Annotated in this window: 21 protein-coding genes; 15 read left to right on the top strand and 6 right to left on the bottom strand. The window is 56.1% G+C overall.

Annotated elements, in window-relative coordinates; genetic code table 11:
• The first annotated feature begins 41 nt into the window (after positions 1 to 41).
• Positions 42 to 767, top strand: coding sequence for a pyrimidine 5'-nucleotidase (locus tag FHS21_RS03745; RefSeq protein WP_112526638.1), 726 nt, complete (start codon positions 42 to 44; stop codon positions 765 to 767).
• Positions 768 to 773: 6 nt separating this feature from the next.
• Here the strand turns inward: FHS21_RS03745 and FHS21_RS03740 are convergent, their stop codons facing one another.
• The gene (locus FHS21_RS03740; protein ID WP_112526636.1) at positions 774 to 1,616 is read right to left on the bottom strand and encodes an LOG family protein; all 843 of its coding nucleotides are present in this window, start codon (positions 1,614 to 1,616) and stop codon (positions 774 to 776) included.
• A 157-nt stretch (positions 1,617 to 1,773) separates the two neighbouring features.
• Here FHS21_RS03740 and dapD point away from each other — a divergent pair, with 157 nt between their 5' ends.
• Positions 1,774 to 2,628, top strand: a complete 855-nt coding sequence (gene dapD, locus FHS21_RS03735) for a 2,3,4,5-tetrahydropyridine-2,6-dicarboxylate N-succinyltransferase (RefSeq protein ID WP_112526634.1) — start codon at positions 1,774 to 1,776, stop codon at positions 2,626 to 2,628.
• Between the two features lie 45 nt (positions 2,629 to 2,673).
• Here the strand turns inward: dapD and FHS21_RS03730 are convergent, their stop codons facing one another.
• The gene (locus tag FHS21_RS03730; RefSeq protein WP_112526632.1) at positions 2,674 to 3,690 is read right to left on the bottom strand and encodes a 2-dehydropantoate 2-reductase; all 1,017 of its coding nucleotides are present in this window, start codon (positions 3,688 to 3,690) and stop codon (positions 2,674 to 2,676) included.
• 100 nt (positions 3,691 to 3,790) lie between these two features.
• Here FHS21_RS03730 and dapE point away from each other — a divergent pair, with 100 nt between their 5' ends.
• Entirely contained in the window at positions 3,791 to 4,978 is a 1,188-nt protein-coding gene (gene dapE, locus FHS21_RS03725) for a succinyl-diaminopimelate desuccinylase (protein WP_112526844.1), read from the top strand.
• The gene (locus tag FHS21_RS03720) at positions 4,975 to 5,601 is read left to right on the top strand and encodes a hypothetical protein (protein WP_112526630.1); all 627 of its coding nucleotides are present in this window, start codon (positions 4,975 to 4,977) and stop codon (positions 5,599 to 5,601) included. Before dapE ends, FHS21_RS03720 begins: the two co-directional genes overlap by 4 nt.
• Here the strand turns inward: FHS21_RS03720 and truA are convergent.
• From truA to def, 3 genes are read right to left on the bottom strand one after another with little or no spacing between them, the layout of a single operon-like run.
• The gene (truA, locus tag FHS21_RS03715) at positions 5,553 to 6,338 is read right to left on the bottom strand and encodes a tRNA pseudouridine(38-40) synthase TruA (RefSeq protein ID WP_112526628.1); all 786 of its coding nucleotides are present in this window, start codon (positions 6,336 to 6,338) and stop codon (positions 5,553 to 5,555) included. The two genes, FHS21_RS03720 and truA, sit on opposite strands and share 49 nt — an antisense overlap.
• Before the next feature lie 13 nt (positions 6,339 to 6,351).
• The gene (fmt, locus tag FHS21_RS03710; protein WP_112526842.1) at positions 6,352 to 7,281 is read right to left on the bottom strand and encodes a methionyl-tRNA formyltransferase; all 930 of its coding nucleotides are present in this window, start codon (positions 7,279 to 7,281) and stop codon (positions 6,352 to 6,354) included.
• Positions 7,282 to 7,291: 10 nt separating this feature from the next.
• Complete coding sequence (def, locus tag FHS21_RS03705; RefSeq protein WP_112526840.1) at positions 7,292 to 7,822, bottom strand: peptide deformylase; 531 nt, start codon at positions 7,820 to 7,822, stop codon at positions 7,292 to 7,294.
• A 113-nt stretch (positions 7,823 to 7,935) separates the two neighbouring features.
• Here def and FHS21_RS03700 point away from each other — a divergent pair, with 113 nt between their 5' ends.
• Entirely contained in the window at positions 7,936 to 9,174 is a 1,239-nt protein-coding gene (locus FHS21_RS03700) for a DNA recombination protein RmuC (protein WP_112526626.1), read from the top strand.
• A 3-nt stretch (positions 9,175 to 9,177) separates the two neighbouring features.
• Here the strand turns inward: FHS21_RS03700 and FHS21_RS03695 are convergent, their stop codons facing one another.
• Positions 9,178 to 10,140 carry a cation diffusion facilitator family transporter gene (locus FHS21_RS03695; protein WP_112526624.1) on the bottom strand — a complete coding sequence of 321 codons (963 nt, stop codon included), beginning with the start codon at positions 10,138 to 10,140 and terminating at the stop codon, positions 9,178 to 9,180.
• 157 nt (positions 10,141 to 10,297) lie between these two features.
• Here FHS21_RS03695 and FHS21_RS03690 point away from each other — a divergent pair, with 157 nt between their 5' ends.
• The 10 genes from FHS21_RS03690 (at position 10,298) to FHS21_RS03645 (ending at position 21,403) form a co-directional block, all read left to right on the top strand.
• Positions 10,298 to 12,313, top strand: a complete 2,016-nt coding sequence (locus tag FHS21_RS03690; RefSeq protein ID WP_112526622.1) for a hydantoinase/oxoprolinase N-terminal domain-containing protein — start codon at positions 10,298 to 10,300, stop codon at positions 12,311 to 12,313.
• 105 nt (positions 12,314 to 12,418) lie between these two features.
• On the top strand, positions 12,419 to 14,596 hold the full coding sequence (locus tag FHS21_RS03685; protein WP_112526620.1) for a malate synthase G: 2,178 nt from the start codon (positions 12,419 to 12,421) through the stop codon (positions 14,594 to 14,596).
• Positions 14,597 to 14,608: 12 nt separating this feature from the next.
• Positions 14,609 to 15,133 carry a DUF3859 domain-containing protein gene (locus tag FHS21_RS03680; RefSeq protein WP_112526618.1) on the top strand — a complete coding sequence of 175 codons (525 nt, stop codon included), beginning with the start codon at positions 14,609 to 14,611 and terminating at the stop codon, positions 15,131 to 15,133.
• A 99-nt stretch (positions 15,134 to 15,232) separates the two neighbouring features.
• Entirely contained in the window at positions 15,233 to 15,922 is a 690-nt protein-coding gene (tsaB, locus tag FHS21_RS03675) for a tRNA (adenosine(37)-N6)-threonylcarbamoyltransferase complex dimerization subunit type 1 TsaB (RefSeq protein ID WP_183660998.1), read from the top strand.
• Positions 15,919 to 16,422 (top strand): ribosomal protein S18-alanine N-acetyltransferase, encoded by a 504-nt coding sequence (gene rimI, locus FHS21_RS03670; RefSeq protein ID WP_183660995.1) that lies wholly within the window; start codon positions 15,919 to 15,921, stop codon positions 16,420 to 16,422. Before tsaB ends, rimI begins: the two co-directional genes overlap by 4 nt.
• Complete coding sequence (gene olsA / locus FHS21_RS03665; protein ID WP_183660993.1) at positions 16,423 to 17,271, top strand: lyso-ornithine lipid O-acyltransferase; 849 nt, start codon at positions 16,423 to 16,425, stop codon at positions 17,269 to 17,271.
• Positions 17,272 to 17,281: 10 nt separating this feature from the next.
• Positions 17,282 to 18,721: a tRNA (N6-isopentenyl adenosine(37)-C2)-methylthiotransferase MiaB gene (gene miaB / locus FHS21_RS03660; protein WP_376772058.1), complete on the top strand. Its 1,440-nt coding sequence runs from the start codon at positions 17,282 to 17,284 to the stop codon at positions 18,719 to 18,721.
• A 29-nt stretch (positions 18,722 to 18,750) separates the two neighbouring features.
• A complete protein-coding gene (locus FHS21_RS03655; RefSeq protein WP_183660991.1) occupies positions 18,751 to 19,782 on the top strand; it encodes a PhoH family protein in 1,032 nt (343 codons plus the stop codon).
• Between the two features lie 17 nt (positions 19,783 to 19,799).
• Positions 19,800 to 20,297, top strand: coding sequence for an rRNA maturation RNase YbeY (gene ybeY / locus FHS21_RS03650; RefSeq protein WP_162701832.1), 498 nt, complete (start codon positions 19,800 to 19,802; stop codon positions 20,295 to 20,297).
• Positions 20,298 to 20,302: 5 nt separating this feature from the next.
• Positions 20,303 to 21,403: a hemolysin family protein gene (locus FHS21_RS03645; RefSeq protein ID WP_112526608.1), complete on the top strand. Its 1,101-nt coding sequence runs from the start codon at positions 20,303 to 20,305 to the stop codon at positions 21,401 to 21,403.
• Positions 21,404 to 21,448 lie beyond the last annotated feature (45 nt).

Here is a 21,448-nt window from a genome sequence, read left to right as displayed (position 1 = left end):
TTGCTTTTGCCTATCAGAAAACGGCGGAACCTTAATCGCGTATGACAAATCAACCAGAATCCTTGAGCTTTGCCCATGTGACCGATTGGGTCTTCGATCTCGACAATACCCTCTATCCACATCATTCAAATCTGTTTTCCCAGATTGATGTGAAAATGACGGACTATGTTGCTGATCTTCTGAAGCTGTCCCGGACCGATGCGCGGCAGATGCAGAAGCAATTTTACAAGGATTACGGCACGACGCTCAAAGGATTGATGGACCGTTACGAGATCGATCCGGACGACTTTCTACAGAAAGTCCACGACATCGATTATTCCTGGCTGGTGCCGGACCCTTCATTGGCCACCGCCATCCGGCAACTGCCTGGTCGCAAGTTCATTTTCACCAACGGCAATCGCGCACACGCCGAGCGCGCTGCGCGTCAGCTTGGCGTTCTTGATGAGTTCGATGACATCTTCGATATTGTCGCGGCGGAATTGCTGCCAAAGCCTGCTCAAGAGACTTATGATCGCTTTTTAGCGCTGCACAAGATCGACGCGGCAAGCAGCGTGATGTTCGAGGATCTGGCGCGCAACCTTATCGTGCCGAAAGCCTTGGGGATGACGACGGTCCTGATCGTTCCCAACAATTTCGAACCGACATTCTCGGAAATCTGGGAACGCGATCCAGGTCATACCGATCATGTCGACTATGTTACGGACAACCTAGCCTCGTTCCTCAGCGCCATCCTACCAGGTCAGACGGCACTGAATGTGCCTGCGTAGAGGACTCTAGGTCAGTTCGTAGAAGGTCTTGATCACGTCCCAAGCCTCCTCGGCAGTATCGACGAATGTAATGAGCTCGCGATCGGACGGCGAAATGACGCCTTGCTCCGCCAGGAAATCGAAGTTGATTGCCTTTTCCCAAAATGGCTTGCCAAACAGCAGAAAGGGAATGCGCTCCATGCGTCCGGTCTGAATGAGGGTGAGGGCCTCGAAGGTCTCGTCCATCGTCCCGAAGCCACCAGGAAAGATCGCCATGGCCTTGGCACGCATGAGAAAATGCATCTTGCGAATGGCAAAGTAGTGGAAGTTGAAGCAAAGCTCCGGCGTTACGTAGGCGTTAGGCGCCTGTTCATGCGGCAGCACGATATTGAGGCCGATCGTTGGCGCACCGACGTCAGCGGCGCCGCGATTGCCGGCCTCCATCACCCCGGGACCGCCTCCGGTAACGACCACGAATTCGCGATTATAGGTCGTTGAAGAATAGGTCGAGCACAGCTGCGCGAACTTGCGTGCCTCGGCGTAATAGTGAGAATTGGCTTCGAGGTTCTTCTTCTGGGTTTCGTTTTTTGCAGCCCAGGCAGCACCGCCTGGTTCCGGAATGCGTGCCCCGCCGAAAAGCACGACGGTTGATCGAATGCCGCGCTCGGCCAGTGCCATCTCCGGCTTGAGCAATTCAAGCTGCAGACGCACTGCACGAAGTTCACGCTTCGTCATGAAATCCGGATCGGCAAAGGCCAGCCGATAGGTAGGCGATTGGGTCTGCGGCGTTTCCGGTGCGCTCTCTACGCGGCGCACGGCTTCGGAAGAATGCGAGAATGGCGTCCAGCTGTGTTTTTCATCAGTGTTCAATTGTTTTTCTCCTTCTGCGGACACTTATGGCGCTTAGAGACATAAAAATCGATTCGTCATCCAACAATGTGGCGCAGCGAATTGACGCTCTCGCAGACTTAACATAGTAGCCCTTGTCATTAGCCATAGCCCGTCCGTTTAATGGAGTGATCTGAAAATGTCCAAGCCCGATCTGACCAGTCTCGAGAAGACGATCGACAAGGCCTTCGAAGAACGCGATGCAATCAGCACCGAAACGCGTGGCGAAATCCGGGAAGCAGTGGAAACCTCTCTGTTGCTGCTCGATAGCGGAGAAGCCCGTGTTGCGGAGAAGCAGGCGAACGGCGATTGGAAAGTCAATCAATGGCTGAAAAGGGCAGTTCTGCTGTCATTCCGGCTTAACCCGATGGGCATTATCGAGGGTGGCCCGGGCGGTGCAACCTGGTGGGACAAGGTTCCATCGAAGTTTGACGGCTGGGGCGCGACTGAATTTGCCAAAGCGGGTCTCCGCACCGTTCCGGGGTCGATTGTCCGCCGCTCCGCCTATATTGCCCCCGGCGTGATCCTGATGCCATCTTTTGTCAACCTTGGCGCTTACGTCGATGAGGGGACCATGGTCGACACCTGGGCGGGGGTTGGTTCGTGCGCACAAATCGGCAAGCACGTGCACCTGTCAGGCGGCGTCGGCATTGGCGGTGTTCTCGAACCGATGCAGGCCGGACCTACGATCATTGAAGACAATTGCTTTATCGGAGCACGTTCCGAGGTGGTCGAGGGCTGCATCGTTCGCGAAGGTTCAGTCCTTGGTATGGGCGTATTTATCGGTAAATCGACCAAGATTGTCGATCGCGCTACCGGTGAGATTTTCTATGGCGAAGTCCCTCCCTACTCGGTGGTCGTAGCCGGTTCAATGCCCGGCAAGAACGTCCCGGGCGAGAACTGGGGTCCCAGCCTTTATTGCGCCGTGATCGTCAAGCGCGTCGATGAAAAGACGCGTTCGAAGACCTCGATCAACGAACTGCTGCGCGATTGACCCAAATCGGGAGAGAGGGTTACCAGAGCTCGCTCTTCTGAATGGTCACCCGCGAATTTCTTCGACGGAATGACTTCGCAATGGCTTTCCCTCGGCCTGCTTCACACAGGCAAGCACCTTGCGTGTGAGCGGGACTGCGATGTTTTTCTCGTGGGCCAACCGGATGATCACCCCCTGCAGGTAGTCGATCTCGGTGGCGCGGCCTCGCGACAGATCTTCCCACATGGATGAGCGGGCGTGCGGGTTGATCGCGAGCATTCGCGCCGCGGCGATGCGAAACAGAACATTCGGCAATCGGAGAATCCAGGGGAGCACGGCGGGGGGTGCCCCTTGCACTTTTGCCGGCGTGATACCGTGGGCTCCCACAACTTTGAGACCTTCACCCATCTGATCCGCTATCAACAGCCGCCAATCTCGATCTGCCAACTGGTTCACGAGCGGCAGGTTTGAAAGAGCGTTGAGAGCATTGTTGAGATTTATCAGCAGTTTGCCCCAAAGGATACCTTGCATATCCGGATGCGCTTGGACCGAGAGCCCCGAAACCGAAAGAACCTCTGCCAAACCGCGCAGAGTATCGTCGATGAGAATGGTCCCTGGGATTGTCTGCCTTACATTAAGCGGGCTGACGCCAGGCTCGGACTGAACGACATTGAATGGAACCATTCCAGAGATAACAGTCGCTTCCGGCTGCAGATGTTGGCGGAGAGTTTCAGCGTTTCCGACGCCGTTCTGCAGGCTGACCACAATGACATCGGATGGAGCATTTTCTCTTATCGACTTGGCCATCTCTTCGGTTGCGCCGCTCTTGACGGTGACGAGAATAATGTCGGCTTGTCCGAACGCGATCTTAGGATCACTAGTCAGCGAAAATTGCTCGGGCTCTACCAGTTTGTCCGATCCATCGGGGTCAATGATTCTTAGGCCCTCCTGTCGGAGTCCCTCAATCATCCGAGGCCGAACCAACAAGGTCACTGCCTTGCCTGCCACAGCGAGACGTCCGCCTGCATAGCATCCGATCGACCCGGCGCCGGCTATGACGATCCGGCTATCAATTCCGATCATGCTGCTGGTCCTTGGTTGAGTCGTTGGTGTTATTAAATCAGACGGAGGAACCCCCATCCAGTGCGTGACAGGATCGCGCTTTTCCATTATCGCTTTGACCATGAAATCCTCCATCGACCCCGTCCAGAATCTTGCTGAACTCATTGCTTGTCCGTCGATAACGCCCGCGGAAGGGGGTGCGTTGACGGTACTTGAAGCTATGTTGACACCGTTGGGTTTTTCCGTGGAAAGACCAACTTTCGGTGAAGATGGTACACCGGATGTCGAAAACCTTTATGCGCGGCGCTCCGGCAACGGACCTCACCTGATGTTCGCGGGCCACACGGACGTCGTACCCGTCGGCGACGCAGCGGCCTGGACCTATCCGCCATTTTCGGCCGCGGTCCACAATGGCAAAATGTATGGACGCGGCGCCGTCGACATGAAGGGTGGCATTGCCTGCTTTGTCGCGGCTGTAGGGCGCCATTTGGAGAAGCACGCGGGACTCAACGGTTCGATATCCTTTGTGATTACCGGCGATGAAGAGGGGCCCTCCATCAACGGGACAGGAAAGCTGTTGGAGTGGGCCAAGGCAAAAGGCGAGAGCTGGGATGCTGCAATTGTTGGCGAGCCGACAAATTCCGAAAAAATGGGTGACATGATGAAGATCGGTCGCCGGGGCGGATTGTCAGGCACGATCGTCGTTCATGGCGTGCAAGGTCATGTTGCCTATCCGCACTTGGCGGACAATCCTGTACGCGGGCTGGTGACGCTGGTTGAGAGCTTGCTTTATCCCGCCTTCGACAGTGGAACGAAAGACTTCCAGGCCACCAATCTCGAAATTACAACGATTGACGTCGGCAACCCGGCGGTAAATGTGATCCCGGCGAAAGCTACTGCGACGTTCAATGTTCGTTTCAACGACACCTGGACCGATGAGACACTGATGGCCGAGATCCACAACCGTCTCGATAAGGCCGCGGGTCGTCATAAGCTGCGACCTGGCAAAATGGCGCCGGTGAACTACGAGCTGACTTGGCGTAACCGGGTAAGCCATGTTTTTCTGACGCACGATGAAAAGCTGATCGGAACCCTGACCTCGGCGGTCGAAGCGACAACAGGAAAACGCCCGCAACTATCAACTTCCGGAGGCACCTCGGATGCTCGTTTCATCAAGGATTATTGCCCCGTCGTCGAATTTGGACTTGTCGGCAAGACGATGCATATGGTTGACGAGCGGGTGGCGATTGCCGATCTTGAAACACTGACGCAAATCTACGAACGGTTCATCGCGGATTTTTTTGCATGACTACGAGTGAAATGCCGGATTTTGACGAGATTCAGCAATATCTGTGGGGCGCGTGGCGGATGATGAATGGTCATGCCGACGGGCTTGACCAACTCGATTTCTCTGAGGATGGCTTCTGGCAGTCGTTCCATGCGATTACGATTTCCTTGCCGCCGCTCATCCTCGGCTGGATTATCTTCGCCAATGACATGATCTCATTGCAGCCGGAAACGGGTAACCGCTTTTCCATCATGGGCCGGGTGGCGTTCGTCGATCTTGCATCGTGGGTGGTACCGCTGGTGGTTCTCGCCCTCAGTGCCAAGCGGCTTGGCCTTAACAAGCGTTTCAGTCCCTATGTCGTGGCAAGCAATTGGGGAACCGCGATCGCGGCCTGGCTCATGGTCCCAGCGACGTTGGCACGGCTACTGCTGCCCGGTTGGCCCACTTTGGCAACAGGTTTCGGGCTTGTCCTCTATGGAGGCATAATGTACCTGACCTACCGTTTGACGCATGTCGCGCTGAAAAAATCCCATGCCTATACGGCCACGTTTTTCGTGGTCATGATTGTCGGCTCGCTGTTCCTGATGATCCTGCTTCAGAGTTTGCTAGGAATTTCTCTGCCCGAACCGGTAATGATGGGATAGTCGACGCTGACAAGATAAAGACCGTAAGGCGGCGCTACGGGCCCGCAGGCTTTGCGGTCGCGGGCCGCAAGCGCAGCGGTGACATCATCTGCATCCCATCTCCCGCATCCGACCTCATTGAGTGTTCCGACAAAAGAGCGGATCTGGTTGTGCAGGAATGATCGCGCGGATGCCCTGATCTCGACGATTTCACCGCTGCGAGCGACGCTCAGATGATCGAGCGTTTTGACCGGGCTCTTTGATTGGCATTGGGTTGCGCGAAACGTGGTGAAATCATGCGTGCCGATAAGCCGTTGTGCGGCGTCGTGCATGGCCATTTCGTCAAGCGGTTTCTTTACCCACCACGCGCGATGCGCTTCAAGCGGAGCGGGGGGCCTGCGGTTGACGATGCGGTAAAGATAGTGCCGGCCCGTCGCCGAAAACCGCGCATCGAAATTGTGCCCGACGAGTTCGACATTGATGATGCCGACGGTTTCCCCTGCGATGACGAGATGGGCGTTCAACGCTTCGCGCACCTTGGAACTGGCCCAGTCTTTCGTCAGATCAACATGCGCGATCTGCGCCGTTGCATGCACACCGGAGTCCGTACGCCCAGCGGCACCAAGCGCAACCGTTTCGCCGCAGAATTTGAAGATCGCCTGTTCGATGGCAGCCTGAACCGTGTGGCCGTTCTCCTGCCGCTGCCAGCCGGCGTAGGGCGTGCCGTCATATTCGATCGTCAGCTTGTAACGAGGCACTAGGTCTTGCCGTTCATGGCAGGCGTGTTCCCTGTGCGATCTTGGCGCCTCGTTGGAACTCGAGGCCATCCATGACTTTGCCGCCCGCACGCTGCAAAGAGCGCAGGCGAATAGCGCCTTCGCCGCAAGCAATCCGCAGATCGTCGCCAAGTACCGCTCCCGGATCACCTACTCCGGTGGCCAGGATCGAGCGCAGCAGTTTTACCCGTTCAAGCTCCTCGCCGATTTCCATCTCGCACCACGCACCTGGAAACGGGGCAAGGCCTCGGATGCGGTTATGAACATCAATGGCAGCTTGCGTCCAGTCGATGCGCGTTTCGGCCTTGGTGATCTTGGAGGCATAGGTGACGCCGTCTTCGGACTGCGGCGTGAGCGTGAGACTGTCGCGCTCCAGTGCCGCCATGGCGCGAACCATCAGATCGGCGCCCGCCATGCTGAGCTGGTCGTGCAACTCGCCGGCAGTCATATCAGCTGTAATCGTCACCTTTTCGGCCATGGCGACAGGGCCAGTATCGAGTCCTTCGTCCATTTTCATGATCATGATCCCGGTCTCATCATCACCGGCCATGATCGCGCGCTGAATGGGCGCAGCTCCGCGCCAACGCGGCAGCAGCGAAGCGTGTCCGTTGTAACAACCAAGCCGTGTGCCCTCAAGAATAGGGGCAGGCAGGATAAGCCCGTACGCGACGACCACAGCAACATCGGCCTCAAGGTCCCGAAACGCCTGCTGCTCTTCCTCGGACTTCAAGCTTTTCGGTGTCCGCACTTCAATGCCGAACTGTTCGGCATTGCGCTGCACCGCCGAGGGCGTCAGCTCCAGCCCGCGCCGTCCTGCAGGGCGCGGTGGCTGACTGTACACCGCGACAATCTCGTGACCTTGGCCGATCAGGGCGTTGAGGATGGGTACCGAAAACTCCGGTGTTCCCATGAAGATAATACGCAGGCTCATCTGCTCACACCGCCAACCGGCTTGGCGGGCGGTCCTTGGCAAGTTTCTTGAATTTCTTCACCACCATCTCACGCTTCAATCGCGAAATGTGATCGATGAACAGAACACCGTTCAGATGGTCGATCTCGTGCTGCAGACAAGTGGCGAGGAGCCCTTCAGCGGCGACCTCGTGCTGTTTGCCATCGATGTCGACATAAGAAATGCGCACCTGTGCCGGCCGCTCGACTTCAGCATAGTAGTCGGGAATAGAAAGACAGCCTTCCTCATAGACATTACGCTCCTCGCTCGACGACAATATCTGAGGATTAATGAATATCTGAGGGGCTTTCGGCTCGTCTTCCTTGGCAAGGTCGATAACCAGCATACGCAGCGGCTCACCGACTTGAATGGCTGCGAGCCCAATACCGGGCGCGTCATACATGGTGTCGAGCATGTCGGCCGAAAACTTGCGCAAATCGGCGTCGAAGCGCTCCACAGGCTTTGACACCTGGCGCAGCAATGGATCGGGAAGAATGACAAGTGGTTTTATAGACATGAGCATCACCTAATATCTCGGCTTTCAACCGTCAATCCGGCGTGAAAGTCGTTTATAAAAATGTTCTCGTTTTGATCTCACATTTGCCATCCGAATCGGTTAGTCTGTACATTATGGAAACATCAATTTCTCTGGATCAAACTTTGTTTCAACTTGGCTCGAGCTCTGTATCGCTCGGTATGGCCTTGTTGACAGCGGGTTTCGCCACAGCGCTTATAGTATTCTTCGCTGTCATTGCAGCGTTACGCTCGACCCGGATGCGGATGGTCGCCGAGATCCAGGCAGAAGACCGGGCGCGCGATGCGGAAGCCCGTATGGCCGAAATTCTGAAAAGCCAGTCGGAGATGCAAGGCCGAATGCAGACAATGGCCGAGCTGTTCGGATCAAGGCAGGCCGAACTCAATCAATCGATCCGCGAACGGCTCGATGGTATGACCAGCCGCATCGGCCAGACCATGACGGAACAAACGCAGTCCACACACGAAAATCTGACGAAATTGCAGGAACGGCTGGCGGTCATCGATACCGCGCAGAACAACATCCAGGCTCTCGCCGGTCAAGTTGTGCAACTACAGGCAATCCTTGCGAACAAGCAGACGCGCGGGGCCTTTGGCCAAGCCCGGATGGAAGCAATCATCGCTGATGGCCTGCCCCAGGGGGCGTATGAGTTCCAGGCGACGCTCTCCAATGGCAGCAGGCCGGATTGCGTGGTGCGGATGCCGAATGGCGCGCCCAACCTCGTTATCGACGCCAAGTTTCCACTGGAGGCATGGAATGCTATCCGCGAGTCGGAAACACCGGATACCAAGAAGATCGCAGCCGCTCAATTTCGCCGGGACGTCGAGATTCACATCCGTGACGTGGCGGAGAAATACCTGATCAACGGCGAGACCCAGGATACGGCGTTTCTCTTTGTGCCGTCCGAATCGATTTTTGCGGAAATTCATGAGAATTTTGAGGCCGTAGTCCAGAAGGCGCATCGCTCGCGCATCGTGATTGTCTCGCCTTCACTGCTGATGCTGTCTATTCAAGTGATTCAGGCCATCCTCAAGGATGTCCGTATGCGTGAGCAGGCGCATCTCATTCAGGGCGAAGTCATAAGGCTCATGGAGGATGTGGTGCGGCTCGATGACCGGGTGCGCCGCTTGCAGACGCATTTCGGTCAGGCCAACAAGGATATCGACGACATTTTGGTCTCTTCCAGCAAGGTGACCAAGCGCGGCCAAAAGATTGAAGCCCTGGAATTTGCCGAAGCGCCGGTTAGTGACTCTCTTAAGGATGCCGAAACGACACGTTCCGCTGCCTCGGCAACGGGTCAATTGCGCCTGCGGGTGGTTGATGGCGACGATTAAGACCTAAGCTGCCTCGATTTTCTTACGCCGTGCTTTCCAGGTACCGGTCGTCTGCGGTTTGACGAATAGCGTGACAATATCCGGATTGGCCTTTTTCATGGCGGCTTCAAGCCGTTCTACACAGGCTTCGATTTCGGGCGCCTGGACATGGTCCTCGAACTCGACGCTAAGGCCGGCCACGATTTGTTTGGGGCCCATGTGCACAGTCAACACACCATTGGCCTTCTGAACGTCCGGATCCCTGTTTGCGATGTCCAGGATTTGCTGTTCGACTTCGGGCAACGCCGATTCGCCCATAAGGAGGCCTTTGCTTTCGCGCGCCAGGAAAATCGCTGTCGCGGCAAGGACAAACGAAATGCCAATCGATGCAACGCCATCGAGCTCCGGCATAGCGAAGATTTGTGCAGTAGAGATACCGATGAAGGCTATGACTAGCCCCAGCAATGCCGCTGTATCCTCAAACAGTACGGTGAAAACGCTTGGATCCTTGCTCTGCTGTACGGCTCGGACATAACCGAGGTCGCCTTTCGCCGCCCGAAATTCCTTCAGGGCGACTGACCACGATGCTCCCTCGAAAACAGTTGCAAAGCCCAGCACAACGTAGTTCACAATCGGGTTGGCGACCGGTTCAGGAGCCAGGATATGGATAATTCCTTCGTAGAACGACACGCCGGCACCGACCGCAAAGACGAGCAGTGCCACGATGAAACTCCAGAAATAGAGTTCGCGTCCATGACCCAGTGGATGAGTCTTGTCTGCGGGCCTCGCAGCGCGGCGAAGACCATAGAGCAACAGCGCTCCATTGCCGGTGTCCACCAGGGAATGCACACCTTCAGAAAGCATTGCCGAACTGCCGGTGAAGAAGGCCGCAATGAACTTGGTTGCAGCAATGAGCAGATTGCCAATGATCGCAGCGTAGATCACTTTCTTCGATCCAGCGTGCGTCGTTGCTGATTGTGATGACATCGCGATTCCCCTGACCTTGCGAAACGCCAAATGATTTGATTGGTTCCGGAGCGGTCACGACCACGTGTCTTACAAGGTTGCGGCAGAGAATGGTCGGAATGGCGCTAGCTCTGCGACCATTCATGCGATAACCCTGCCTCAAATAGTGCAGGGCATCATGAGTGAATCCACAACTGAAAGTGCTATCTTCCTCGGGTTGGATACCGGCGGTACCTATACCGACGCGGTGCTTTGGTCCGAGCAACGCGGCGTCATTGCCAAAGCCAAGTCTTTAACAACCCGGCATGATTTGAGCGTGGGCATTTCCGGCGCCGTAAAGCGCATCATGGCTGAGACGTCGGTCGCTCCTGCCGACATACGGCTTGTTTCCATGTCGACAACGCTGGCCACCAATGCACTTGTAGAGGGGCAAGGCGGCCGCATCGCACTGGTCATGGTCGGATTCTCCAAAGTTGATCTGGAAAAGGCTGATCTTGGCACAGCCCTCGGATCAGATCCCGTCATCTTCATCCCCGGTGGACATGACGTCTATGGCCGGGCACAGCCATTCGACACGAGCGCATTGAGCGAGGCCCTGCCACAGTTGATGAGAGAGGTAACTGGTTTTGCCGTCTGCGCTTATTTTGCCGTGCGTAACTCTGAACATGAAATCGCAGTTCGCGATCTCGTGCGAAGAGAAACCCGTTTGCCCGTTACCTGCAGCCATGAACTTTCGGCCAAATTGAATGGCCCCCGGCGTGCTTTGACTACTGTTCTCAATGCCCGCCTCATCGCCATGATCGACCGGCTGGTGGCTGCAACGGAAAGCTTTCTCGATGGGAGCGGTATCCACGCCCCGCTCATGGTGGTGCGCGGCGACGGCGCTCTTGTCTCTGCCGCCTTTGCCCGGCATCGACCAATTGAGACCATTCTTTCGGGACCAGCGGCCAGTCTTGTCGGTGCACGGTACATGACGGGCCTCGATAATGCGATCGTCTCCGACATTGGCGGCACGACGACCGATGTGGCGGTTCTTGACAAAGGTCGGCCTCGGCTCGACCCGAATGGCGCCACGGTAGGTGGTTTCCGTACGATGGTTGAGGCGGTCGCCATGCACACTTTTGGTCTTGGGGGAGATTCGGAAGTATCTCTCGACGACAATGCCATGGTTCCAGGTATCAAGCTTGGCCCGAGACGGCTCGTGCCCTTGTCGCTGCTTGCCGCCAATCACGGCTCATTGGTCATCGATCATCTGATGCGGCAAGCAAAGGCAGCCACTGCCGGCCGATTAGATGGGCGTTTTGCGCTTCTTACCGGTGTTCCGGCGCAAATGGCATCCGGTTTGAGCAAGAATGAAGCAGAACTATATGGACGCATCACTTCCGAACCGCAGCCGCTGGACAGGCTTTTGAGTTCCATATCACAGGCAACCACTGTCAACCGGCTTGTGGCGCGGGGTTTAGTTCATCTGTCGGGTTTCACGCCCTCAGATGCTTGCCACGTTCTTGGGCTGCAAAGTAATTGGAATGCAGAGGCAGCACGTTACGGTGCCATACTCTATGCACGGCGCAAGGATGGCGCTGGTCGTCCACTGTGCGATACGCCCGAGGAAGTCTCCCACCGTACCTATGATGCGTTGATCCGGCGCTCGTCCGAAGTGGTCCTCGAGACGGTTTTCGCCGAGGAGGGGCTTGAGGGACCGGAAACGGTGGCTAGCCCATTGGTTCAGCGGGCCCTTTCCGGTGAGACCGGGATTGCCGGAGCCAAGCTGGACATAGACCGTCCATTGATTGGACTAGGAGCCTCTGCGCCGGTCTATTACCCGGCCGTGGGTGACATGCTTGGCACAGACTGCATAGTCCCTGTAGACACGGACGTCGCCAACGCTCTGGGCGCTGTCGTTGGCCAGGTTCGTGTTTCGGTTGAGGCCCATATCAGCCAGCCCGCCGAGGGCATTTTCCGCGTCATGGCCGGGGAGGTCGTCAGGGATTTTCAGATTGAGGAAGAATCGATCGCCTTTGCGGAAACAACGCTAGAGCATCAAGTCGCGCAGTTGGCCCTGGAAGCTGGAACCGATGAAGCGCAGATCAGCATCACTTGTGACCTCAGCGCCGCTACAGTCGAGGATCAGCGCAAATTCATCGAAGCGGTGGTGATAGCAACAGCCTCCGGCAGGCCGCGCATTGCGCATTGAAACATTCTTTCCAGCTTGGCCCGAAATTCTGCTGCTATTGAAGAATTGACTGACAATGCTTCTGCGTGTTCAAGGGTAGGTCTAAGAAAATTTAAGGAATGAACCATGGTTGAACGCACCGAGATCAATGGCTTGAAGGTAGCGAAGGAACTCCACGACTTCGTGGCCAACGAAGCTATCCCGGGTACAGGTCTCGATGCGGTGCAATTCTGGTCTGGCTTTGCACAGATTGTCGAAGATTTGGCTCCGAAGAACCGCGCACTCCTGCAAAAACGCGATGCATTTCAGAAGAAGCTGGACGATTTTTACAAGAGCAAGCGCGACATTGGCTGCAGCCACGAAGAATACGAGACCTTCCTGAAGGGCATCCGCTACCTGCTGCCAGAAGGCGAAGCCTTTGCTGTTTCAACCAGCAATGTCGACCCTGAAATTGCTGTTGTCGCTGGTCCGCAGCTTGTCGTTCCCGTGATGAATGCTCGCTATGCGCTCAACGCCGCCAATGCGCGCTGGGGTTCTCTGTACGATGCTCTTTACGGCACGGATGCAATCTCTGACGAGGATGGTGCTGAAAGGGGCAAGGCGTTCAATCCGGTTCGAGGATCGAAGGTGATTGCCTGGGCCAAGGCGTTTCTCGACGACAGCGCGCCACTGGATGGTGCACACTGGGCCGATGTTTCCGGCCTGAGTATCGAAAATCATAAGCTTATGCTGAAGACCAATGGCAAGCTTGCTGCGCTAAAAGATGAAGGACAGTTTGCCGGTTATCGCGGCGACACGACGGCTCCGACCGCAATTCTTCTCGTGAAGAATGGCCTCTATGTCGAGATCGTTATCAATGCCGATCATCCGATTGGCAAGAATGATCCCGCGCACATTGCCGATGTTTTGTTGGAATCGGCTCTGACCACGATTCAGGATTGCGAGGATTCCGTTGCTGCTGTCGATGCGGAAGACAAGGTTGTCGTCTACCGCAACTGGCTTGGCCTGATGAATGGCGATCTCGAAGATACATTCGAGAAGGGCGGCAAGACGGTTACGCGCAAACTCAATGCAGATCGGGCGTATACAGGCAAAGACGGCAAGCGTCTGACCGTACCTGGACGCTCGCTGATGCTGGTGCGCAATGTAGGCCATCTGATGACCAATCCTGCCATCCTCGACGAGGAAGGCAACGAGGTTCCCGAAGGTATTATGGATGCAGCGATTACCGCGCTGGCTGCGCTCCACGACATAGGACCAGACGGCCGCCATATGAATTCCCGCGCCGGATCCATGTATGTGGTCAAACCAAAAATGCACGGTCCCGAAGAGGTAGCATTCACTTCCGAGCTGTTTGGAAGGGTCGAAGTGCTGCTGGGTATGCAGCCCAACACCATGAAGATGGGAATCATGGATGAGGAACGACGCACCACGGTCAACTTGAAGGAATCCATACGTGCTGCGAAGGAGCGCGTCGTCTTCATCAACACTGGCTTCCTCGACCGTACAGGCGATGAAATTCACACATCGATGGAAGCCGGTCCGATGATCCGCAAGGGCGACATGAAAAAGGCGGCCTGGATTGGCGCCTATGAGGACTGGAACGTCGATGTCGGTCTCGAGTGCGGACTTTCAGGTCATGCGCAGATCGGCAAGGGCATGTGGGCCATGCCGGACCTGATGGCAGCCATGCTTGAGCAGAAAATCGCGCATCCGAAAGCCGGTGCCAATACCGCCTGGGTACCATCCCCGACAGCGGCAACACTGCATGCCACGCACTACCACAAGGTCAATGTCGCCGAAGTCCAAGCCAGTTTGAAAAAGCGTGGACGCGCCAAGCTCAGCGATATTCTATCCGTACCCGTCGTTTCGCGCCCCAACTGGACGCCGGAGGATATTCAGCGCGAACTCGACAATAACGCTCAAGGGATTCTTGGTTACGTCGTGCGTTGGGTCGACCAGGGCGTCGGCTGTTCCAAGGTGCCAGACATCAACAATGTGGGCTTGATGGAAGACCGTGCAACGCTTCGTATCTCCGCCCAGCATATCGCCAATTGGCTGCATCACGGTGTGACCAGCGAGGCGCAAGTGCTTGAGACGCTGAAGCGCATGGCAGCGGTCGTCGACAAGCAGAACGCTGGCGACCCACTTTATCACCCGATGGCCGCTGATTTCGGCGGTTCAATTGCTTTTCAAGCGGCCTGCGACCTCGTTTTCAAAGGCCGCGAACAGCCAAATGGCTATACGGAGCCGGTCTTGCATCGCCGTCGGCTCGAGCTGAAGGCAAGGCAGACTACAGTCTAGGTCAACGGACACATGGCGCACTACGTCAGATATCTTGTGTTCCTCACCGCTGTGTTCCTCACCGCTGTGATGGTGTGGAACACTGGCCTGGCTGAAGAAAGACAAATCTCGGTAGAGATCGTCGACTGGGGGCTGACGAGCCCGAAAGAAGTCGGATCCGAAGTTTCACCCGATACACCAACAGGTGTGAACCGGCTGGTCGAAGGCCCTGTCGATGTCACGCGAACCACGAAAATCCGGGCATGCATCGGCACGAGTTTCGGTGTCCTCTACAGAACGTCGGATGTCGGTGAGGCGGTCCTTCCAATAATGGTCGTGGTTTTCCATCCAATGATCAAAACACTGGACGGCCGATCGATGCTGAAAAGCAGCTGGCCTGACAGTGCGACCTCCCTGCGCCGTTACGCCGGCTGGGTTTTCGAAAGGGACTTCGAACTCGTCTCCGGGGAGTGGACGATCTCGTTACGTGACCTGTCCGGCCGGGAACTGGTATCAAAAAGTTTCGATGTAACTGCCGGAAGCTGTCCGATTTCATAGAAGGGAGATGGGCTGGGATTGCGCGAAACGTGAGTTCTATATCCGAACGGCCACATCCGCCCACTTGTGTGCTGGCTGATTCTTGTTTAGGCGAGGCCCATGAAACTGCTTGCGCTCGATACCGCTGCCAATCTCTGCTCCGTCGCCGTTCTCGACGTTGAAAGCGGAACTATACTGGCAGCGTCCAGCGAAGATATCGGCAAAGGGCATGCAGAGCGATTGATGACCGCGATCGAGCAGGTGGCTGCTACGGCCCGAATTTCCATCACGGATATTGGCAAGATAGCTGTCAGCATCGGACCCGGTTCGTTTACCGGCGTCCGCGTCGGCGTCTCGACAGCCCGGGGGTTTGCCTTTGCACTGAAATGCCCGGCAGTTGGTATCAGCACCCTTCAGGCACTCGCTTACGATGCTGCCAAGCAATTTTCGCATAGGCCAATCCTTTCGATCATCGATGCACGGCATGACGAGCTTTATGCTCAATTCTTTGGTGAGAATGGATCAGCGACATCGGAGCCTATGGTGACGACATTGCCCTTGATTGTGAAACAATTGGAAGAACGAGGCAGGGAACACGTGCTCGCGGGTTCGGGTGCAATTCTAATCGAAAAAGAGCTTGGTCGCCCTCTCGACATTGCCGCAAACACAGCGACAGGAAGCATAGAAGCCTTCGCGCGGCTTGGCGCATTGCGGAGGGACGACGGCGAAGCGCCAAGGCCGCTTTATCTGCGTGGTCTTGATGTCAAGCAGCAGCAGGGTTTTGTTCTGAAAAGGAAGATCGTCGAATGATCGGCTTTCCATTCGACACCATGCGATCGCAATCCTTTGTGATTGAGCCGGTTCTTCCGGAGGATGCGCCACATCTGGCCAAGATCCATGAGAGGACATTTCGGCAACCGTGGAGCGACGAGGAGTTTCATGCACTTATCGTCGACGACAAGGTTTTCGGGTTTATCGCTCGGGAGGAGGGGAACCGAAAAGCGCAACCGGGCGGGTTCGTTTTGGCGCGTCTCGTGTTGGACGAAGCAGAAATCCTGACTATCGCCGTTGCACCCCAGTCACAGCGTAAGGGTCTTGGCCACGCTTTGATGGATGCAGCGCTCCGTTATCTTCACAATGCGCGCGCAACTATGCTGTTTCTCGAGGTCGATGAGCTCAACATACCGGCACTTGCACTTTATCGCAGGCTTGGTTTCAAGCAGGTTGGAAAGCGGCCGGCCTACTATGAAACGGCTGCAGGACGCTCGGCAGCCTTGACGATGCGCCGCGATTTGAAAAAGAGCCGCTGAATGATCGCGTGGTTGCGTTTTCTGGTGACGGCGACGGCGTTTGTTCTCGTTATAGTACTCCTGGTGCCCCTGCAGTTCCTGTTTTTGAAAACCGGGTGGCGACCGCGTACCACGACGCCAATCTTGTTTCATCGGATCGTGCGACGTCTCCTTGGTTTTCGAGTTCATATCCATGGCGAGATGGCAAAGGGACGGCCCCTTCTGTTGACGGCAAATCATTCCTCGTGGACGGACATCGTCATCCTCGGCTCATTGCACGAGATGGCTTTTATCGCCAAGGCGGAAGTGGCGAACTGGCCGCTGTTTGGCTTGCTGGCCAAGCTGCAACGCACGGTCTTCATCGAACGGGAAAAACGCGGCAAGACGCATCATCAAGCCAGTGAAATCGCAACCCGGCTCGCTGGAGGCGACGCCATGATGTTGTTTGCCGAGGGAACAACCTCCGACGGCAACCACGTCCTTCCATTCAAGACATCTCTCTTTGGCGCCGCACAGGTGGCAATTCGCGATGCGGGTGCTGAAACGGTTACGGTACAACCGGTGGCGATCGCCTATACACGAGTTCATGGCATACCAATGGGGCGGTCGCATAGACCGCTTGTTGCCTGGCCGGGTGATGTACCCCTCGGCCCAAGTTTGATTGGTCTTCTCAAAGATGGCGCTATCGACGTCGATGTCTGGTTTGGTGAACCAGTCGTCATCGACAGGAAAAGTGACCGCAAGGCTTTAGCACGGACGATGGAAGAGCGGGTCCGCGCAATGGTACGCTCTTCGGTGATGGGACGTGATTTTGTCAATCCGGACACCGAAAGCGACTCAGCTATTCTCAACGACGCCAAAAAGCTTTAGAAGCCTGCAAATGGACGACATGAACATCAAAACTGAGCCGGGGGAAGCTTCCGGCACCGCGCCGCATTCGCCGGCGCTCGTGAACACGCGCAAGGTCTATGTGAAGACCTATGGCTGTCAGATGAATGTCTATGACAGCCAGCGGATGACCGACAGCCTCGCCGCCGAGGGCTATAGTCCGACCGATACTGCTGACGACGCAGATCTCGTGCTGATCAACACCTGCCATATTCGTGAAAAGGCTTCCGAAAAGCTTTATTCAGCACTGGGCCGGCTACGCAAGATGAAGGATGCGCGGGCAAAAGATGGTCGTGAACTGACTGTCGGTGTTGCTGGCTGCGTTGCGCAAGCAGAAGGTGATGAGATCACGCGCCGAGCGCCGGTGGTGGATCTCGTCGTCGGTCCCCAGACGTATCATCGTCTGCCCCAGGCGTTGGCCCGCGTTCGCCAAGGCGAGCGTGTCGTCGAGACCGAATATGCGATAGAAGACAAGTTCGAGCATCTGCCTGCGCCTGCAAAAGAGCAAACAAGAAGCCGTGGAGTGACGGCTTTTTTGACCGTGCAGGAAGGCTGCGACAAATTCTGCACCTTCTGCGTGGTTCCCTATACCCGTGGTTCGGAAGTTTCCCGTCCCGTCGCACAAATTCTGAAAGAAGCCGAAAAGCTTGCCGATGCGGGCGTGCGTGAACTGACCCTGCTCGGTCAGAACGTGAATGCCTGGCACGGCGAGGGTCCGGACGGACGCGAATGGGGCTTGGGCAAACTGCTCTACCGTTTGGCCGAAGTCCCTGGCATCGCGCGGCTTCGTTACGTCACCAGTCATCCGCGCGATATGGATGATACATTGATCAACGCGCATCGCGATCTTGATATGCTGATGCCTTATCTGCATTTGCCCGTTCAGTCCGGTTCCGATCGCATCCTGAAAGCCATGAATCGCAAGCACACAAGCGCCGACTATTTGCGTTTGATCGAGCGCATTCGCGCTGCCCGTTCCGATATCGCCCTGTCCGGTGACTTCATTGTGGGATTTCCGGGCGAGACGAAAGAAGACTTCGAGGCGACGATGCAGATCGTGCGCGATGCTACATATGCTGCAGCCTATTCGTTCAAATACTCGCCGCGTCCCGGCACGCCCGGTGCTGATATGACCGGCCATATTGATGAAGCGGTGAAGGATGAGAGACTCCAGCGCCTGCAGGCCTTGCTCAGCGAGCAGCAGTATGCGTTCCAGCGCAGCCTTGTTGGAAAGAGCATGGATGTGCTGATCGAAAAGCCTGGCAGAGTACCTGGCCAGATGGTCGGAAGATCTCCCTGGTTACAACCTGTAATTATCGATGTACACGGGGCAAGAATCGGCGACATTATCAACGTACGAATCATCGACACGGGTACCAACAGTCTGATTGGCATTCGGGAGATGAACTCAGCGAGCAATGGGACTATATAAAAGGCTGAACACATATTCAGGAGAGCCGTTTGAACGCCACCGAAAAACTGAAACCCGCTCCCTCGGGAGCCCCCCATGGAGCTTCAGATCTGGCGCATATCGTACTGACATTTGATAATAACCGGCTGGCGAGTGCGCTGTTCGGCCAGTTCGATGAAAATCTCGCCCGCATCGAGCAGAAGCTCGGTGTCGATGTTCGCTCAAAAGGTAATCAGCTTGCCATTCGGGGTGAGCCTGGCGCAACGGAACAGGCACGCAGGACGCTCGATCAGCTCTATGAACTTCTGCAGAAAGGCCATGACATCTCCGCGTCCGATGTCGATGGCGCATTGCGCATGGCAATCGCCGCCGATGACCAGTTGACGCTCCCGACGATGGAAAACAAAAGCAAGATGGCTGCAGCCCAGATATCGACCCGCAAAAAGACGATCTTTGCTCGTACGCCGACTCAGGATGCCTATATGCGGGCGCTCGATCGCTCGGAAATGGTGTTCGGTGTCGGGCCTGCAGGTACTGGCAAGACTTATCTTGCAGTCGCGCACGCAGCCATGCTGCTGGAGCGCGGGCTTGTCGATCGGATTATTCTGTCGCGTCCAGCCGTGGAGGCCGGCGAACGACTTGGCTTCCTGCCGGGCGACATGAAGGAAAAGGTCGATCCCTACCTGCGACCGCTCTACGATGCGCTTTACGACATGATGCCCGCCGACAAGGTGGAGCGGGCGATTGCTGCTGGCGTAATCGAAATAGCGCCGCTCGCCTTCATGCGCGGCCGCACGCTCGCCCATTCGGCAATCATTCTCGATGAGGCGCAGAACACGACTGCCATGCAGATGAAGATGTTTCTGACTCGTTTGGGTGAAAACGGCCGAATGATCATCACCGGTGATCCGAGCCAGATCGATTTGCCTCCGGGCCAGAAATCCGGATTGGTGGAGGCGCTGAGAATTCTTGACGGCGTCAGCGGGATCGTCACCGTGCGCTTTACTGATGTAGATGTTGTACGGCATCCGCTAGTTGCTGCAATTGTCCGCGCCTATGACAAGGAAGGCGCCAAGCCCTGACGCTTGGCGATACTGTCTTGATCGATATCGACATACTGGTTGAAACGGACGACTGGGGCGACGAATCCGTGTTACGCGATCTGGCGACCAACGCCATTGCTGCCGCGTGGCAAACGCTTCAGCGAGGGGAACAACCCACAAGCGAACTCAGTCTGGTCTTCACCGAGGATGCCACGATCAAGGAACTCAACAATGACTGGCGTGACAAGGACAAGCCCACCAACGTCCTGTCGTTTCCAGCTTCTGCGCTAAAGCCTGGTCAGAAGCCTGGGCCAATGCTCGGCGATATTGTCATCGCGCATGAAACAGTGGCGCGCGAAGCTGTGGCTGAAGGCAAGCCTTTCGATCACCACGTCAGCCATCTCATCGTTCATGGATTTCTGCATTTGCTCGGTTATGATCATCTTAGCGAGACGCAAGCGGAGGAGATGGAAGGACTTGAACGCAAAGCCCTTGAACGTCTTGCCATCCCCGACCCATATGCGCTATCCGTCATTGACGATCAATTCGATTGAGGACCATGTCTGACACGTCACACCAGAACGATTCTGCCGCCGCTCCCGCAAGGGGAATGTCGGGGCAGGAGAGTGATGCCGAAGGGCAGAGTAGTACCAGAGCGCAAGGTCCAGAAAAGCGCTCGCTTCTTTCCACCATATTTCCATTTCTGCGGGCTCGCCCCGGTACGTCTCTCAGGGAAGATCTGGACGCGGCCCTGGCCGAAAGCCAACATGGAGACACGGCGTTTTCGCCCGAAGAGCGCGCCATGCTGCACAACATCCTGCGCCTGCGGGAGTTGCGGGTCGAGGATGTCATGATCCCGCGCTCTGATATCGAAGCCGTAGAGATTTCCACGACACTTGGCGACCTTCTCAAGGTTTTTGAGGAGTCGGGCCATTCACGTATGCCAGTATTCGCGGAAACACTCGACGACCCTCGGGGCATGGTCCACATACGGGATGTGGTTAATCACATCACCAATATTTCACGCGTTAAAACCCCGCGCAGGAGCGTTGCGCGCGCACCAAAAACGCCCGTTGCAGCAAAGTTCAACCTTTCCAATGTCGATCTCACCAAGACGATCGCCGATTTAAGCCTCATGCGGCCGGTTCTTTTCGTGCCGCCATCGATGCTAGCCAACGATCTGATGGGCCGAATGCAGGCACAACGCATCCAGATTGCTCTTGTTATTGACGAGTATGGCGGAACCGACGGTCTGGTTTCACTGGAAGACATCGTCGAGATGGTGGTCGGTAATATTGAAGACGAGCATGACGACGATGAAGTGATGCTCGTTGAAGATCCGGAAGGCGTTTTCATTGCCGATGCTCGCGCCGATCTCGATGAGGTTTCCGAAAAGATCGGAGCTGGATTCGTCATCGGTGAACACGGCGAGGATGTCGATACCGTCGGCGGGCTGATCTTCTCGATTCTCGGCCGTATTCCGGTACGGGGCGAGATGGTGCAGGCGGTCCCTGGGTATGAGTTTCACGTGTTGGAAGCTGACCCCCGACGCATTCGCAAGGTACGTATTGTGCCTCTCCGCCACACGGCGGAACGCCGGCCAACCCGCCCTGTCAAGCAAGAAGATCCTGCGGATCAGCCGTCGGATCATGGCCAATGATCATTTTACTCGTGTCGCGCCTGTGAATGTTACAATATCCCGAGC

The sequence above is a fragment of the Phyllobacterium trifolii genome, from assembly GCF_014192095.1.
GTDB lineage: Bacteria > Pseudomonadota > Alphaproteobacteria > Rhizobiales > Rhizobiaceae > Phyllobacterium > Phyllobacterium trifolii.
This window is presented reverse-complemented; position numbering and strand designations above follow the sequence as displayed.